The following is a 15,855-nucleotide window of genomic DNA, read 5'->3' on the forward strand; positions in this document are numbered from 1 at the left end:
TGACGAACCGTTGCCCCAAGGGCGGGTCACATGACAGCACAGACACGGCGGGACGAGCGTCAAGCCAGGTGACCCGTTCGAGACGAACTGGGGAGCTTCCTGCCCGACGGGCATCGCTGCGGCTCCCACGGATGAGCCCTCAAGACCGGCGAAGGTGCAAAGTCGCCCGGTGACCCTTTGACCTTGACACGGTGACAAAGCCTTCACTGCTTGCCAAGGAGGTGGTCCCGATGACCATGACGAGAGGGGACACGGATGCGATACGAGCACTCCGGGGCCTGGAGGACAGCCGTTCGTCCGTGCGACTGCGGGCGGCTCTGGCGGTCGGTACGGCGCCTGACCCGTGCTTCGTCGACAAGCTCATCGAACGATGCGCGATCGAGCCCGAGTTCTTCGTCCGCGACATGCTGACCTGGGCGCTCACCCGCCACCCAGTGTCCCTGACGCTCCCCGAGCTGGTCCGTGAAGTCCGCTCGGAGCGTGCGCAGGCACGCAGCCAGGCGCTGCACACGCTGTCCAAGATCGGGGACCGGCAGGCGTGGCCGGCGATCACACGGGCGCTGTTGTCCGACGCCGACGACGAGGTGGCGCGGAGCGCCTGGCGGGCCGCGGTCGTGCTCGTGCCGGAAGGCGAGGAGTCCGCCCTGGCCGCGGTCCTGGCGACGCAGCTCGGGCGCGGTGAGCAGGAGACGCAGCTGAGTCTCAGCCAGGCGCTGGTCGCGCTGGGTGAAGTGATCGTGCCGGTTCTGCGTGCCGCGACGACGGCTGATGACCCGCGTGTGCGTGCGCACGCGCTCGCCACACAACGGCTGCTGCGTGACCCGGACGCCGGATTCGAGCTGGCGATCGAGGAGGCCAAGCGCGTGGTGGCCCTCGCCGGGGCCCCTCAGGACGGACGATAGAACCGTGCTGATCGGTGAGGTGGCGCGACGGTCCGGGGTCAGTGCCCGCATGCTCAGGCATTACGAGTCGCTCGGCCTCATGCGGCCTTCGGGTCGTACGGGCTCCGGCTATCGGGAGTACTCCGGCGAGGACATCCGGCGGATCTTCCACATCGAGAGCCTGCGATCGCTGGGTCTGTCGCTGCGTGAGATCGGACGCGCGCTCGACGATCCCGGCTTCACGCCCTCGGCGCTCGTCGACGACCTCATCCGTCAGACACGCGACCGCATCGCGGCCGAGACCGAGCTGCTCACGCGGCTCCGCCGGATCGATGCCGCGGACCCCGCCGGCTGGGAGGACGTCCTCCAGGTCGTCGCATTCCTCCAGGCGCTGGGGTCGCAGAGCGCCGCCACCCGCCAGCGCGCGGCCCTTTCCTCGGTCGACGAGGCTCCGGTACCGGTGGAGGCCCTGGTCGAGGCGGTACTTCGGGAGACGGAGCCGAACGTCGCCGGAGCCCTACGATGGGCGCTGGCGCGATCGGGCGACGGCGGCACGGCGCTCCTGGCGGAGGGCCTCGGCTCACCGGTGGCCGCGGTGCGGGAACGTGCCGTTCGGTCCCTCGCCGAGATGCCCGGTGATGAGGCCACAGCCCGGCTGCGGGACGCCCTCGCGAACCCCGATGTCGTGGTCCGCGGCCATGCGGCTGTGACGCTCGGGACGCGTGGAGTCGCCGATGCGGTCCCGGCACTCGTCCACATGATCGTGGAGGGAAGGAACGACACCGACGCAGCCGATGCACTGAGCATGCTGGCGAGCGACACCGCGACGGCGGATCAGATCGCCACCAGGCTCGTAGACCGCCTCGCCCACGACACCACTGAAGCATCTGCACGCGTACGGCTGACCCAGGCGCTGGCGGACATCCCGGGGAGCACGGCTTCATGTGCCCTCGTGGAGCTGTCGCATGACGGGGACCGTGCCGTTGCGCTGACCGCGGCGTACCTTCTTCAGCTACGCGACGCACGGTGACGGATCTCTCCTGGGGTGCCGCAGCGCCCACCCCGTCCGGCTCGGCCGACCGGACGCTCGGCCGAGCCGATTCGGGCGCCGAAACGCCAACTGCGCCACTCAGCCACAGCTTCGTGGCGTCGCTGCCCGGCGGAACGGGTCACACGGCATCACAGGCCCGGCGGGGCGGGCGCCGAACTGGGTGACCTGCCCCGACTGTGTACCGCTGCCCGTCCCTTCGCCCACAGCGGGGCACCCGGCCCCGCAGAGGCAAGCGTGGCCCGGCTTGCGGAGCGTCTCTGATCAGCTTGATCCCATGTCAGACATAGCGTCTGCGTGGGTTCTGCCCATCGTGGAGAGGTGGCGTGGGCGTGCAGGTGGAAGCCCGCGCCCAGTGCCGCTCCTCGTGGCCGGTGTCGGCCGGATGGGCGTCCCCCCGGACGGAGTCCGGGAGAGGGTGTGCTGATCGTCGTCACGCCCTGGTGCCGGTGGGCTGCGCGGGGCAGCGTCCTCCGGCCCGTTGGTGCGTGTCCCTCCGGACGCTGGCCCGCCGGACCCGAAGGGCCGGTGGGGGAGGGTGCCCCGCGTCGCCTGGGCGCGGGGTGTGTGGCTCGGCGCCGGGTGGGGCCGGTCTTGGACCGGTCGGCCCGGCTGGTCTCGGCGGTCTCGGTGATGACCGCCTGGGTTTCGAGTTTGTCCACCACCGTGCGGATCGCCGTCTGCCCGGTGGCTCGGTCGGTGACGGTCTTGGTCTGATGCGTGAGGCCGCGTGCGGCGATGCGCTGCCAGGCGCCGTGGTCGCGGTCGCCCTGCCAGCCACATCCGGCCCGGTCGGGGCAGACGGCCCACTTCCAACCCGTCACGGTGGGGCGGTCGGGGGCCTTGCGGTGCCGCAGCGGGGTGAGGCACTGCGGGCAGTGCTTGGAGGTGTTGCGGGGCGGGACGGTGACCACGGCGATACCCACTTCTGCGGCCAGGTGCCGGATGCGGTCGGCGATCTGTCCGCGCACCGTCTGGGACAGGCGCGTATTCGTGGTGCGGCCCATGCCGCCCGCTTCCATCGACCGCAGGTCTTCCAGGTAGATGACCGTGGCGTGGGCGGTGATGGCCTGGTCCACCGTCCAGCGGGCGGCGGCCCAGGCCAGGGCGTCGTTGAGGTTCGACCTGCGGGCGGACACGAAGCGGATCTCGTCCCGGAGCACCTCGTGTCTGCCGGACAGCTCATGCTGCTCGTCGGCGTCGATGAGCCGCTCGATGTGGTCGGCCTTGGAGTGCAGGTGCTCCGACAGGCGCCGCAGCCGGTGCTGCTTCGCGAGGGTCCCGGCGGCCCGGAACTGGGCGCCGTGCCCGAGCGCGGTGATGTGCCCGTCGTCGTGCAGCCGGGCCGGGCCTGCGGATAGCAAGGTGTTTAGGCCCCAGTCCACGCCGAGGGCCACGCTGTGGCCGATGCGACGGGGCTTGGGTACGGCGTGAGTGTAGGCCAGGTCGGCGCGCACCTTCCCGCCCACAAGGCGCAGGGTGGGCAGGTGCAGCACCGCGCCGGGCGGGATGGTGGGCGGCAGCGTGATCGGGCAGGCCACCCAGGTCCAGTCCCGGTAAGTGCGCGGGTCGGGCCGGGTGGGCAGCTGCAGGCGCAGCAGCGCGCGTTGCGGATCGTCCTCGCCGCGTTCGAGGGTGGCCTGCTGCCCATCACACGCCGACAGCAGCAGCATCCGCGCCGCCCCGGGCGGAGCCTCCAGCTCGAACACATCGGCCGGCAGACGGCCGTTCTCCGCAGCGAAGGCGGTGATCTGCCGGGTGCGGGAACGGATCACACTCGACGGGAGGTGCTCGCCGTCAGGGATCGCCTCCCGGACCGCATCCCACTCCTCAGGAGTGCGCTTGCCCGGTTCGGCGGGCCACGTCGTGCGGACTCCGGCGGTGAGGTCGGCCCGCCATTTCGCCGACCGCAGCGTGCGTCCGGCCTGTTCCTGGGCCATGCGCACGATCCGGTCGTTGACCCTCACGCCCCCGGCCGGGGCGGCCGTCCAGCCCAGCCGACGCAGCGCCATCCACGCGTTCGACGGCAGCTTTTGCCCGCCCGCGTCCTCACCGGAGGCCAGTCTGTCCACATCGGTGGCGTTCCAGTGCCCGGCCAGCAGTTCGGCGGCCATGCCGGAGACCAGATCGGCGGCCCAGCCGACCCGCTGCGCGAGCACAGTGGCCGACAGCATCTCGCCCGTCTTCTCCACCACGCCCGCACGCAGCAGTCCACGGGCACAGGCGGTCCGGGCCGTTTCACCCTCGCCGAGCGGCAGCTTCCGGCTCACCGGCACTCCCCTTTCCTGCCCGTGGTGCTGTCATCCGATCAACGACACTCCCGCGAAAAGGTCACGCATTCGATCCGCGCACCCACATGCGACGCCGAGGCCGGTACCGGACACACGGCACAACACCGAGGGACGATGTATCGCTACGGATGCCAAAGGAAACACGTGAGCCTCCGCCAATCAGCCTCCGCCGTCCGCCGGGCCGCCCTGCGGTCAGCCCTCAGCGCGGGCGGGCAGCCGCCACCCCGGGCGCGGGAAGTGGCAGGTGTAGCCGTCCGGGTAACGCTGCAGGTAGTCCTGATGCTCGGGCTCGGCCTCCCAGAAGGGACCCACCGGCTCTACCTCAGTGACGACCTTGCCCGGCCACAACCCAGAGGCGTCCACATCCGCGATCGTGTCCTCGGCGATCCGCTTCTGCTCGTCATCCACGTAGTAGATCGCCGAGCGGTAGCTGAGGCCGATGTCGTTGCCCTGGCGGTTCTTTGTGCTCGGGTCGTGGATCTGGAAGAAGAACTCCAGGATCGCGCGGAAGTCGGTCTTCGCGGGGTCGAAAAGGATCTCAATGGCCTCCGCGTGCGTGCCGTGGTTACGGTACGTCGCGTTCGGCACGTCACCCCCGGTGTATCCCACCCGGGTCGCCGTCACCCCCGGAAGTCGGCGGATCAGCTCTTCCATCCCCCAGAAGCATCCGCCCGCCAGCACGGCCCTCTGCGTCTGCGCAGCCATTGCGACCCTCCCATATCTGCCAGTTCGGTCACTCGGGCTACTCGGCTCGCACACCACCGGCATCCCATGCCCACCCTCCTCAACGCGCGAGGGTTCCAGGTGATTCCGTGCCCGTCCGACCGGCCGCGGTTGCCCACCCCATCTACGTCATGTCCGAGTCCTGCGTCTCCACAGCACCGCCGACATCCAGCTTGTCATCCGGGACGTCACGTATCTCAGGAGTGCGGGCAGGCGGGACAGCCCCGTACGAACAGACTTGTCCCACGCGAAAAATAGTGACAAGTCGCGACCTTCCTCCCCACATGCGAGCCTGAGTTCATGATCGGCGATCACCTCTGCCGGGGCGCCTGCCGGACAGGACGCTCGAAAGGAGCTGTGCCCCCATGATTCCCGCCACCGCTTCAGCCGTGCGTATCGAGGCGTCTCTCGATCCTCGACTGTCCCGATGGATGTGGCTGGTGAAATGGCTTCTCGCCATTCCGCACTACATCGTGCTGTTCTTCCTGTGGATCGCCTTCGCGCTGGTGACCGTCGTCGCGTTCTTCGCCATCCTCATCACCGGCCGGTATCCGCGGGCCCTCTTCGACTTCAATGTCGGCGTAATGCGCTGGAACTGGCGTGTCAGTTATTACGCCCATACGGCGCTCGGCACCGACCGGTACCCACCGTTCACCCTCGCCGACGTGACGGATTATCCGGCGCACTTCGACGTCGTCTATCCCGAGCGCCTCTCCCGCGGTCTCGTCCTGGTGAAGTGGTGGCTGCTGGCGATTCCGCAGTACATCGTCGTCGGGATTCTCGTCGGCGGCTGGGGCAGTGATGACGGCTGGCGTTACAGCGGCCTGATTCCCTTTCTGTCGCTGGTCGCCGTGATCATTCTGGCGGTCAGGGACCGTTATCCGGGGCACCTCTTCGACTTCCTGCTCGGTCTGGCCCGCTGGGTCGCCAGGGTCACCGCCTATGCCGCATTGATGACCGACCAGTACCCGCCGTTCCGGCTCGACATGGGAGGGCGGGAGGCGGTACCGGCGACGCAGCCTGACTGACCAGGCAATCCCCATGCTGATCGTGCGGCGGTGGGTGCGCGAGTTCCGCTCCGGGCGGCGGGTCGGTGACTCTGGTGGTTCCGCCGGACGTTTTCGCCGCGGTGCCGGTCGGCGCACTTCTGGGCGGGTCGTGGACTGGCTGTGGACGCTTGGCCCGCCCGCCTCGGGTCTCCGCCGATGAGTTTCTGTCGGCTGCGGGGTCAGTATGGGCATGACTGCTATGAGCAAGCCGCCGGTCGTCTCCCGCACGGAGTGGCTGGCCGCAAACGACACCCTGCGTGCCCGGGAGAAGGCGCACACCCGGGAGGGCGATGCGATCGCCGCCGCACGGCGACGCCTGCCCATGACCGAGGTCGACCCGTCGACTCCGCTCGTCGGAGGCAACGGAAAAGTCCCCCTGATCGACGTCTTCGAGGGCCGTACGCAACTGTTCGCGTCGTATCACATGTGGCACGACGGCCGCCCCGCCGCCGACCAGTGCGTGGGCTGCACCTTCTTCACCGGCCAGGTCCGTGAACTGTCCTATCTGCACCAGCGGGACGTCACCTTCGCCGCCTTCTGCCAGGGCCCCTACGCGGAGTCGGACCGCTACCGCCGCTTCATGGGTTGGGAGATGCCCTGGTACTCCGTGCCCGCCGAGTCGCACGAACGGCTCGTCGCCGGCCGCCACTTCGGCATGAAGGCGTGCTACCTCCGCGACGGGGACCACGTCTACGAGACGTACTGGACCACCAGCCGCGGCGTCGAGCCCATGGCGCCCTCCTACGGCATCCTCGACATGACCGTCCACGGACGGCAGGAGACCTGGGAGGACTCCCCGCCGGGCTGGCCGCAGCCGTATGAGACCCGCGGCCAGCAGTTCCGCAAGGACGGACGGCCGACCGCGCAATGGGCTCGGATCGCCGCCGGGTACGACGACGACCTCCACGGCGGACAATCCGGCACAGGCAGCTCGGGCTGCTGCGGCTGAGCCCGGCCCGGCAGCCACGGCGGAACCACCGTCCGAAGACCGCGGTGGGCACAGCACGTGTGCCCACCGCGCTCCTGGAAAGCGGGAGGACCGGAGGGGTCCCTGCCCGACCGGGACTCACCCCCGCGTATAAGTGAGCCGCTCGCCATCGGACAGCACGCGTACGAGTGTGTCGCCCTCGCGGCGCACCGTGGAGGAGCCGCCGAAGCGGCAGGAGCCGGAGGAGTTCGCCCGGTCGGCCTCGGGCGGGGCGAACCGTATCGGACTGTCCGCCTCCCCTGTGGCGACCAGGTTCATGCCGGCCTCGCAGTGGTTGCCGGTGCCGTCCGAGACCAGCGCGGCGGCCGGGCTGCCCACCGGCTTCTGCTCGATGGTCATCCGCTGCGTGCCACCGCCGTCCAGGGTCCGCTGCCAGGTGCCGAGCAGCCCTGCGGGGAGCTTCTCCGGTCCCTCGATCCTGTGCAGTTCGGCGGTACGCCCCGCCGCTTCCCAGCGGAGCGAGTCACCGGCGGTCCGGGAGAGGACATGCTCGCCGAGGGCCGAGCAGGTGCCCTCGGGGACGCTGCTGACGACCTTGGTGTCCAGCCGCAGTGACGTATCGCTGTCGGCACTGCCACCGGACGGCTTGGCGGTGAGTTTGCCGTCGCTCTTGCACTCGTAGTCCTTGCCGAGGCTGATGCTGGTGGCGACGATCTCGCCCAACTGCCCCGGTGAGACGGCGAACCGGCGGTACTGACCGGTGGGCTTCCCGTCCCGCTCGACCTCGCCCGCCCAGATGCCCACGAACTCCTTGGGCACATCGGATGCCGGGCCGCCCGTGTCACCGGAGCCGGAGTCCGAGTCCGAGCCCCCGTACGGCAGTGGCAGACCGGCGGCCGACGCGGCGAACGCGGCTCCTGCCACTACGGCGACGACCCCCAGCGCGATCGCGGCCCGCCGACCCCAGCCCGCGCCTGTGCGACGAGGGCGCGGCGACGGAGTCGGCTCCGCGTGCCCAGGCCTGAGGTCCGGCTTCGGCAGGACCTGCGTCCCCCACTCCGACCGTTCCGACTGCCCCGGCTGGTCCGACGCGGGAGGTTCCTCCCAGGTCACGGGGAAAGCGGCGGGCGACTGTGCGGAGGCGGCCGGTGCGGACGACGGCGTGGAGACGCCCGGTGCCGACGTTGTCGGCGTTGTCGGAGTGCCGGCCCGCGCCGGTGTATCCGTATCGAGCAACTGCACGGCGCTGCGCCCCAGTTCGGCGATGATCTGGGCGGGCAGCCACGGCGGTGACGAGCCACCGGTCGCCTCCGGCTGCACCCGTGCGGCCACCTCCTGGGGAGTCGGCCTGGCCGTCGGCTCCTTGGCGAGGCAGTCCGCGATCAGTCCCCGCAGCGGCTCCTCGATCCCCGTCAGGTCCGGCTCCTCCTGTGCGATGCGGAACATCACGGCGTGTACGCCGCCGGAGCCGCCACCGCCGAACGGGGTCTGCCCGGTCGCCGCGTACGCCAGCACCGCGGCCATGCAGAAGACGTCGGCGGCCGGGCCCACCGGCTCGTCCCTGATCTGCTCGGGCGACATGAAGCTGGGCGAGCCGACCAGCATGCCCGAGCTGGTCAGGGTCGAGCCGGGCACCGCGTCCACCGCCCGCGCGATGCCGAAGTCGATGACCCGGGGGCCGTCGATGGTGATCAGGATGTTGGAGGGCTTGAGGTCGCGGTGGACCAGCCCGGCCCCGTGAATGTCCAGCAGGGCGGAGGCGAGTCCGTAGGCGAGGGTGCGTACGGACAGGGCGGGCAGCGGGCCGTGCCCGCGGGGCGAGACGATGTGTTCGAGCGAGGGCCCCGCTATGTAGCCGGTGGCCACCCACGGCGTTTCGGCCTCGGTGTCCGCGTCGAGGACCGGCGCGGTCCAGCGGTCGCTCACCCTGCGCGCCGCCGCCACTTCCAGCCGGAAGCGCTCGCGGAACTGTGGTTCGGCGGCCAGCTCCGGCTTGATGAGCTTGACCGCGACCGTACGCCCGCCCTCCGAGCGCGCCAGGCAGACCCGGCCCATGCCGCCGGCGCCGAGGTTTCTGAGCAGCCGGTACGGCCCGACTCTGTCGCCGATTCCAACGGGGCCGGCACCGAAGTCGCCCGTCGCCGGCTTCGTCATCTGGCTGTTCTCCCCTCGGTCGGCGCTCCACCCCACTCTGCGCCACGAAGGTCACGAGTCGGCTGCCTATGAGCTTCCGTTTGACGAGAACAGACGCTACCTGGCTTCGGGTTGCTGATCGCGGGTTACTGCATGGGTTGGCTGGAGGCGGCCGACGCGGGTGAACCCTGGTCGGCCGCCTCCAGCCGTACGACGACTCAGATCGTCGCGGTGTCGATCACGAACCGGTACCGCACATCGCTGCTCTGCACGCGCTCGTACGCGGTGTTGACCTCGGCCGCCTCGATCAGCTCGATCTCGGAACCGATGCCGTGCGCGGCGCAGAAGTCCAGCATCTCCTGGGTCTCCGGGATGCCGCCGATCATGGAACCGGCGAGGGTCTTGCCGCCGCCGATCACCGAGAAGAGGTTGAGGGAGATCGGCTCCTCGGGAGCGCCCACGTTCACCAGCGCACCCTCCGTCTTCAGCAGCGTCAGGTAGGCGTTGAAGTCCAGCGGGGCCGAGACCGTCGAGACGATCAGGTCGAAGTTGCCCTGCAGTTCCTGGAAGGTCTTCGGGTCGCTGGTGGCGTAGTAGTGGTCGGCGCCCAGCTTCAGGCCGTCCTCCTTCTTGCGCAGGGACTGCGACAGCACCGTCACCTCGGCGCCCAGCGCGTGCGCGATCTTCACGCCCATGTGGCCGAGGCCGCCCATGCCGAGGATCGCGACCTTCTTGCCGGGGCCGGCGTTCCAGCGCTTCAGCGGGGAGTAGAGGGTGATGCCGGCACAGAGCAGGGGCGCGGCGACGTCGAGGGAGAGGCCGTCGGGGATGCGGAGGACGTAGTTCTCGTCGACGACGATGTTCTGCGAGTAGCCGCCGTAGGTGGGCTCGCCGTCCTTGCCGATGGCGTTGTACGTGGCGACGCCGCCGGTGACGCAGTACTGCTCCTGACCGGCCTTGCAGTTGTCGCACTCACGGCAGGAGTCGACGAAGCAGCCGACGCCCACGCGGTCGCCGACCTTGTACTTGGTCACGCCGGGGCCGACCTCGGAGACGATGCCCGCGATCTCGTGGCCCGGGACCATCGGGAAGATCGCCTCGCCCCAGCCCTCCTGGGCCTGGTGGATGTCGGAGTGACAGATGCCGGCGAACTTGATGTCGATCAGGACGTCGAACTCGCCGACCGGCCGGCGCTCGATGGTGGTGCGCTCCAGCGGAGCCTTGGCGGCGGGTGCGGCGTATGCGGCAACAGTGGTCATGCCGGGGGTTCTCCTAGCGAGGGTTCGTGCCCGGCTGCCTTCTTTCCGTCCGGGCACGGGGTCCAGCCTGCCGGACCTTTGAACATTCACCCAGACCACAGTTCTGCGTACGCACGCCGTGCGTACCACTGGCGGGGTCAGGCTCCTGTGCGTACGACCGCGAATCTGCGGTGAATACTGGACACATGGACGAACAGCCCGATCCCGCACACGAGCCCGGCACGGGCCTGGACCGGCGCGCCGAGCTCAGCGAGTTCCTGCGCACCCGGCGTGCCCGGCTGAAGCCGGAGGACGTGGGGCTGCCCGACTTCGGGCGGCACCGCCGGGTGCCGGGACTGCGCCGCGAGGAGCTGGCGCAGCTCGCCGGGGTGTCCGTGGCGTACTACACGCGCCTGGAGCAGGGCAACGGGCAGAACGTCTCGGCGGAGGTGCTGGACTCCATCGCGCGCGCCCTGCGCCTGACCAGTGCCGAGCACTCACACCTCACCCACCTGGCGAAGCCGAAGCAGCACAAGAAGAAGCCGGCCGCGCGGGCCCAGCAGGTGCGGGTCGCGCTGCGGCAGCTGCTGGACTCGATCGACGGTGTCCCGGCGTACATCGTGGGGCGCCGCTCGGACATCCTGGCCTGGAACCGGATGGCCGCGGCGGTCTTCGGCGACTGGGCGGAGCTGCCGCCGCAGGAGCGGAACTGGGCGCGGCTGGTGTTCCTGAACCCCGCGTACCGCGAGCTGTTCGTGGAGTGGGACCAGAAGCAGTCCGACATGGTCAGCTATCTGCGCATGGACGCCGGCTGTCATCCGGAGGACCCGCGGCTGTCCGCCCTGGTGGGTGAACTCTCCGTCAAGAGCAAGGAGTTCCGGCGGCTGTGGGCCACGCACGACGTCAAGGAGAAGAGCCACGGCGTCAAGCGCCTGAGGCATCCGCTGGTCGGCGAGCTGGCGTTGTCCTTCGAGACGTTCAGCATGGTCGACGACGCCGAGCAGTCGCTGATCACCTACCACGCCGAACCGGGCTCCCCGTCGGCCGAGGCCCTGCGTCTGCTGGCCAGTTGGGGCACGGATGCCACCCACGCCGGCAGGTCCGCTCCCCGGGCGTAGCACCCCGCCGCGAAAGCCGCTGAAGCCGCTCTGAAGCCGCAGAAGTCCTACGGCCGGTACGGCGGAGCCGCCCCCCAGTTCCACTTCGGCACCGGCTGCTCAGCCGGAGGCACGGCGTCCGGACCGGAGAAGTACACCGCGAGCCGGGTCCCCCACTCCGCGTACGCGACGAAGGCCGAGCGGAACTCGGCGTCGGTCGGCAGGCCCGCCTCGTCCGCCGCGTCCTGGAGGAGGTTGACCCAGCGGCGGCGCTGCGCCTCGGTGATGCCCTTGCCGAGGTGTTTGGCGACCATGTGACCGTGGCCTCCCTGCGTCTCGGAGTAGGCCGGCGGGCCGCCGAAGACCTCGCCGAGCCAGAGCGCGACGTGTGAGGCGTGTTCGGGGGCGAGACCGGCGAAGACGGGGGCGAGGACGTCGTCCTTGACGACCTTGTCGTAGAAGGCCTCGGTGAGCCGGGTGAAGGCCTCGTCGCCGCCCGCCCAGGCGTACAGCGTCGGCACGGACGCGCCCGTGCCGCGTACGGTCGTCGGCTTGTAGTGGCGCATCTCCTCGATGCAGCCCACGTACGGCCGGATCTCGGCGAGGAAGTCGGAGAACAGCTCCGACTTGCGGAAGCCCTCGATGTGGTCCTCGCTCGAGGTCCAGGTGATCCGCAGGATGAAGTGCTCGAAGTCCTCCTCGCAGCGCGCCAGTTCGTAGTCGACGCACTGCGGGGCCGCGGCGAGGTGGACGGCGGCACGGGTGTAGGCGGCCAGGAACTGCGCCGACTGCTGCTCGGGAATCCGGTACCTGATGTACTCGACGGTCTGAACAGTCATACCCCCCACACAAACACGAACGGCCCGCCGGGACCATGAGGTCCCGGCGGGCCATCATCCGTCTATGCCCACCGCGTAAGAACTGGACGCGTCACATCCGCGCCGCGCCGTCCGCGGATTCGGCCGTCAGGCCTCCGAACCGGCCTTCCACTGCGCCCAGTCCATGTTCCAGCCGTTGAGGCCGTTGTCCGGGGCGATGGCCTTGTCGCCGGTGTTCTGCACCACCACGACGTCACCGATCATCGAGTTGTTGTAGAACCAGGCGGCTTCGGTGTTCGGGTCGTTCGCACCTTCGGTGTCGTTCAGGCCGACACAGCCGTGGCTGGTGTTGGCGTTGCCGAAGACGGAGTCGGCACCCCAGTAGTTGCCGTGGATGAAGGTGCCGGAGGTCGACAGGCGCATGGCGTGCGGCACGTTCTCGATGTCGTACTCGCCCTTGCCGTCGTCGTCGGTGAAGCCGACCGTCGCGCCGTTCATCCGGGTCTCCTTGAACTTCTCGGAGATCACCATCTGGCCCTCGTACGTCTTGTTCTCGGGCGAACCGGCGGAGATCGGAATGGTCTTGATGGTCTTGCCGTCGCGCATGACCTTCATCTGCTTGGTCTTGGCGTCGACGACCGAGACCTGGTTGCGGCCGACCGTGAAGGAGACCGTCTTCTGCTGGACGCCGGTGACGCCCTCAGCGCCCTCGACGCCGTCCAGGGCCAGCTTGAGGGTGACCTTGGAGCCGGCCTTCCAGTACTCCTCGGGGCGGCAGTCCATGCGCTGGGTGTTGAACCAGTGGCAGACGACCTCCTGGCCGCTGCTGGACGTGACCGTGATCCCCTTCTGCACGGCGGCCTTGTTGGTGATCTCCTTGTCGAAGTTGATCGAGACCGGCATACCGACGCCGACCGTGGCACCGTCGTCGGGCGTGAAGGTGCCGATGAAGCTGTTGGACGGGGAGACGGTCGTGAACGAGGCGTTCTCGTGGGCGGCGCGGCCCTCGGAGTCCTTGGCGGCGACCGTGAGCTTGTAGGTGGTGGACCGCTCCAGCTGAACGCTGGGCGACCAGCTCGTCTTGTCGGCCGATATCTCCCCGTCGACGGCGTCGCCGGCCGAGGTCTTCATGGTGACGTCGGTGAGCGTGCCCTTGCTCACGGTGACCTTGGCGGCGTTGTTGATGGAGGCGTTGTCGGTGCCGTCCTTGGGCGTGATCTTGATTTTGGCTTCGGAGCTCTTCTTCGCCGCCGCCTCGTCGACCTTGGACTGCGAGGTGCCACCGTCCCCCTCGGCGCCGGAACCGCCCTCGTCGCCCCCGCTGCACGCAGAGAGCACCAGCACCCCTCCGAGCAGTGCGGACGCGACCGTCAGGCCTTTGCGCCGCTTACTGTTCGTCATCACACGCTTCTCCATCGTCGCCGAATCCCCAAGACACCTGAAGGTCCCCGTAACTTCTAGAAACGCTAAAACCGATCCGTCCCGTTCCACATGGGTCGCCGGTGTGGGGCACAACACGTCGGTACGACGTCGTACGACTGGTGCGTCGGTCAGCGCTCTCCTTGAGACGACAGAACCCTGGCCCCGGTTGCGGTCGTCCACCGCGACATCTTCCTCGTCGAGGCACCGATCCGGCGAATCGGGGCCGCAGTGTCTTCCGTCACTGCCCCATCACTACACCGTCACCGCACCCTCGCGGCGCCGGTCCGCACGGCTCACAGGTACCGTGACTTTCCTGAGACCCGCGTTTTTCATTAACATCAGTCCCCCACGGCCAATTCGCCTGCACCGCAAGGGGATCGATATTCCGTGTCCGCCGCTCGTCGTTCGTTGCTGACCGCCACCGCCGCGGGCACCCTCCTGGGTGCCCTGTGGTTCGTCCCGTCCGCCAATGCGACGTGGGACGGCCCCGCGGCGGAGGCCAGAGCAGAGCGGACGTCGACGATCACGACGCAGGCCGAGCCCGCTTTCTCCTCCGACTCGGCTTCCACCGACCAGCCCGCCCAAACCGATCAGCCCCAACTCGCCGACACAGGCGCCTTCGACACGACCCCGTACATCGTCGGCGGCACGCTGTTCCTGGGCGTCGGCGCGGGCTTCGTCGCGTATTCGGTGCGGCGGGAGCGGGGCTGGGCTTCCGGGGCGTACTAGACGGCTAGCCGCGACTACTACGCGGACGCGGCACGCCTCTCCGCGCTCCACCTCCGCCACCCCTGCGCGGCCGGGACTTCGGCCTCGGCTGGGCGGCTGCGGGCGTCGGGAGCTCGACGACCACGGGGACACCTGAGGGCTCCCGGGCGCCGGTGATCCGCGACAACTCCTCGTCGCCGGACTTGACCCGTACCGTCCGCGGGCTGATCCCCGCGTCCGACATCAGCCGGGTCATCTCTCGCTTCTGCTCCGGCAGGACCAGGGTGACCACGCTGCCGGACTCGCCCGCGCGGGCGGTACGGCCGCCGCGGTGCAGGTAGTCCTTGTGGTCGGTCGGCGGGTCGACGTTCACGACGAGGTCGAGGTCGTCGACATGGATGCCGCGGGCCGCGACGTTCGTGGCGACCAGGGCGGTGACCTGACCGTTCTTGAACTGGTCGAGGGTGCGGTTGCGTTGGGGCTGCGAGCGACCGCCGTGCAGCGCGGAGGCCCGTACGCCGTTGGCCAGCAGCCGCTTGGCGAAGCGGTCGGCGCCGCGCTTGGTGTCCACGAAGAGGATCACGCGCCCCTCGCGGGCCGCGATGCGCAATGCGACGGCTTTCTTGTCGGTCTCGTCGAGGACGTGCAGCACATGGTGCTCCATCGTCGTCACCGCGCCCGCCGAGGGATCGACGGAGTGCACGACCGGATCCGAGAGGAACATCCGTACGAGCTTGTCGATGTTCTTGTCCAGCGTCGCCGAGAACAGCATCCGCTGCCCGCCCGGCTCGACCTGCTTGAGCAGAGCCGTGACCTGCGGCATGAAGCCCATGTCGGCCATCTGGTCGGCCTCGTCGAGGACGGTGATCCCGACCCGTGCGAGCGTGCAGTCGCCGCGGTCTATGAGGTCCTTGAGCCGCCCGGGCGTGGCCACGAGCACCTCGGCGCCGCGCCGCAGCGAGCCCGCCTGCCTGCCGATGGACATTCCGCCGACGACGGTGGTGAGGCGCAGGTTGACGGCCGTGGCGTACGGCGTGAGCGCGTCGGTGACCTGTTGCGCGAGCTCGCGCGTCGGCACCAGGACCAGCGCGAGCGGCGCCTTGGGCTCGGCGCGGCGGCCGGCGATGCGGGCGAGCAGCGCGAGACCGAAGGCGAGGGTCTTGCCGGAACCGGTCCGGCCCCGGCCCAGAATGTCGCGCCCGGCAAGGGAGTTGGGCAGGGTCGCGCCCTGGATCGGGAAGGGCTCGATGACGCCCTGAGCCGCCAGGGTCTTCGTCAGCGCGGGCGGCATGTCCAGCGCGTCGAAGGACTCGACGGCGGGCAGCGCGGGCGTGACGGACACCGGCAGCGTGAACTCGCGCGGCGGAGTGGCGGGCGACGACGGCTTCTTGCGTACGTTCCTGGCGCCGCCGTTCGCGGCAGCGGGAGCCCCGCCGCGAGCGCCACGGGAACCGCGAGCTCCTCGAGAATTCGCCGGCCGTTTACCGGCGGGTCGTTCAGGGCGTTCGGATCGAGTCAT

The 15,855-nt window shown here is 69.6% G+C and carries 13 protein-coding genes; 6 read left to right on the forward strand and 7 right to left on the reverse strand.

Annotated features, from left to right (window positions below):
• Positions 1 to 230: 230 nt before the first annotated feature.
• Complete coding sequence (locus OP79_RS27160) at positions 231 to 902, forward strand: HEAT repeat domain-containing protein (protein ID WP_033323705.1); 672 nt, start codon at positions 231 to 233, stop codon at positions 900 to 902.
• Between the two features lie 4 nt (positions 903 to 906).
• On the forward strand, positions 907 to 1,911 hold the full coding sequence (locus tag OP79_RS27165; protein WP_033323707.1) for a MerR family transcriptional regulator: 1,005 nt from the start codon (positions 907 to 909) through the stop codon (positions 1,909 to 1,911).
• 149 nt (positions 1,912 to 2,060) lie between these two features.
• On the opposite strand, the gene OP79_RS27170 is transcribed toward OP79_RS27165, so the two are convergent.
• A complete protein-coding gene (locus OP79_RS27170) occupies positions 2,061 to 4,199 on the reverse strand; it encodes a zinc ribbon domain-containing protein (RefSeq protein WP_245685464.1) in 2,139 nt (712 codons plus the stop codon).
• A gap of 213 nt (positions 4,200 to 4,412) precedes the next feature.
• Positions 4,413 to 4,925 (reverse strand): peptide-methionine (S)-S-oxide reductase MsrA, encoded by a 513-nt coding sequence (gene msrA, locus OP79_RS27175; RefSeq protein ID WP_033323708.1) that lies wholly within the window; start codon positions 4,923 to 4,925, stop codon positions 4,413 to 4,415.
• Between the two features lie 383 nt (positions 4,926 to 5,308).
• Between msrA and OP79_RS27180 the strand changes: the two genes are divergently transcribed.
• Positions 5,309 to 5,971: a DUF4389 domain-containing protein gene (locus tag OP79_RS27180; RefSeq protein WP_033323709.1), complete on the forward strand. Its 663-nt coding sequence runs from the start codon at positions 5,309 to 5,311 to the stop codon at positions 5,969 to 5,971.
• 211 nt (positions 5,972 to 6,182) lie between these two features.
• A complete protein-coding gene (locus OP79_RS27185) occupies positions 6,183 to 6,941 on the forward strand; it encodes a DUF899 family protein (protein WP_051744953.1) in 759 nt (252 codons plus the stop codon).
• A 117-nt stretch (positions 6,942 to 7,058) separates the two neighbouring features.
• Here OP79_RS27185 and OP79_RS56465 read toward each other — a convergent pair whose 3' ends face one another.
• Together OP79_RS56465 and OP79_RS27195 are read right to left on the reverse strand one after the other, a co-directional pair.
• Complete coding sequence (locus OP79_RS56465) at positions 7,059 to 9,074, reverse strand: serine/threonine-protein kinase (RefSeq protein ID WP_051744954.1); 2,016 nt, start codon at positions 9,072 to 9,074, stop codon at positions 7,059 to 7,061.
• Between the two features lie 197 nt (positions 9,075 to 9,271).
• Positions 9,272 to 10,312: an NAD(P)-dependent alcohol dehydrogenase gene (locus OP79_RS27195; RefSeq protein WP_033323712.1), complete on the reverse strand. Its 1,041-nt coding sequence runs from the start codon at positions 10,310 to 10,312 to the stop codon at positions 9,272 to 9,274.
• A gap of 185 nt (positions 10,313 to 10,497) precedes the next feature.
• On the opposite strand from OP79_RS27195, the gene OP79_RS27200 reads away from it, so the two are divergent.
• Complete coding sequence (locus tag OP79_RS27200) at positions 10,498 to 11,409, forward strand: helix-turn-helix domain-containing protein (RefSeq protein ID WP_033323714.1); 912 nt, start codon at positions 10,498 to 10,500, stop codon at positions 11,407 to 11,409.
• Positions 11,410 to 11,456: 47 nt separating this feature from the next.
• On the opposite strand, the gene OP79_RS27205 is transcribed toward OP79_RS27200, so the two are convergent.
• On the reverse strand, positions 11,457 to 12,227 hold the full coding sequence (locus OP79_RS27205; RefSeq protein ID WP_033323716.1) for a group II truncated hemoglobin: 771 nt from the start codon (positions 12,225 to 12,227) through the stop codon (positions 11,457 to 11,459).
• Positions 12,228 to 12,353: 126 nt separating this feature from the next.
• Complete coding sequence (locus OP79_RS27210; RefSeq protein ID WP_033323820.1) at positions 12,354 to 13,607, reverse strand: L,D-transpeptidase; 1,254 nt, start codon at positions 13,605 to 13,607, stop codon at positions 12,354 to 12,356.
• Between the two features lie 408 nt (positions 13,608 to 14,015).
• Between OP79_RS27210 and OP79_RS27215 the strand changes: the two genes are divergently transcribed.
• The gene (locus OP79_RS27215; RefSeq protein ID WP_211270873.1) at positions 14,016 to 14,357 is read left to right on the forward strand and encodes a hypothetical protein; all 342 of its coding nucleotides are present in this window, start codon (positions 14,016 to 14,018) and stop codon (positions 14,355 to 14,357) included.
• A gap of 4 nt (positions 14,358 to 14,361) precedes the next feature.
• Here OP79_RS27215 and OP79_RS27220 read toward each other — a convergent pair whose 3' ends face one another.
• Complete coding sequence (locus tag OP79_RS27220; protein WP_078492032.1) at positions 14,362 to 15,855, reverse strand: DEAD/DEAH box helicase; 1,494 nt, start codon at positions 15,853 to 15,855, stop codon at positions 14,362 to 14,364.

It is taken from the genome of Streptomyces yerevanensis (assembly GCF_000716805.1).
GTDB lineage: Bacteria > Actinomycetota > Actinomycetes > Streptomycetales > Streptomycetaceae > Streptomyces > Streptomyces flaveus.

Coding starts and splice junctions, on each gene's coding strand:
- OP79_RS27160 (WP_033323705.1), top strand. CDS start 231: ATGACCATGACGAGAGGGGACACGGATGCGATACGAGCACTCCGGGGC.
- msrA (WP_033323708.1), bottom strand. CDS start 4,925: ATGGCTGCGCAGACGCAGAGGGCCGTGCTGGCGGGCGGATGCTTCTGG.
- OP79_RS27180 (WP_033323709.1), top strand. CDS start 5,309: ATGATTCCCGCCACCGCTTCAGCCGTGCGTATCGAGGCGTCTCTCGAT.
- OP79_RS27185 (WP_051744953.1), top strand. CDS start 6,183: ATGACTGCTATGAGCAAGCCGCCGGTCGTCTCCCGCACGGAGTGGCTG.
- OP79_RS56465 (WP_051744954.1), bottom strand. CDS start 9,074: ATGACGAAGCCGGCGACGGGCGACTTCGGTGCCGGCCCCGTTGGAATC.
- OP79_RS27195 (WP_033323712.1), bottom strand. CDS start 10,312: ATGACCACTGTTGCCGCATACGCCGCACCCGCCGCCAAGGCTCCGCTG.
- OP79_RS27200 (WP_033323714.1), top strand. CDS start 10,498: ATGGACGAACAGCCCGATCCCGCACACGAGCCCGGCACGGGCCTGGAC.
- OP79_RS27205 (WP_033323716.1), bottom strand. CDS start 12,227: ATGACTGTTCAGACCGTCGAGTACATCAGGTACCGGATTCCCGAGCAG.
- OP79_RS27210 (WP_033323820.1), bottom strand. CDS start 13,607: ATGACGAACAGTAAGCGGCGCAAAGGCCTGACGGTCGCGTCCGCACTG.
- OP79_RS27220 (WP_078492032.1), bottom strand. CDS start 15,855: ATGACTCGATCCGAACGCCCTGAACGACCCGCCGGTAAACGGCCGGCG.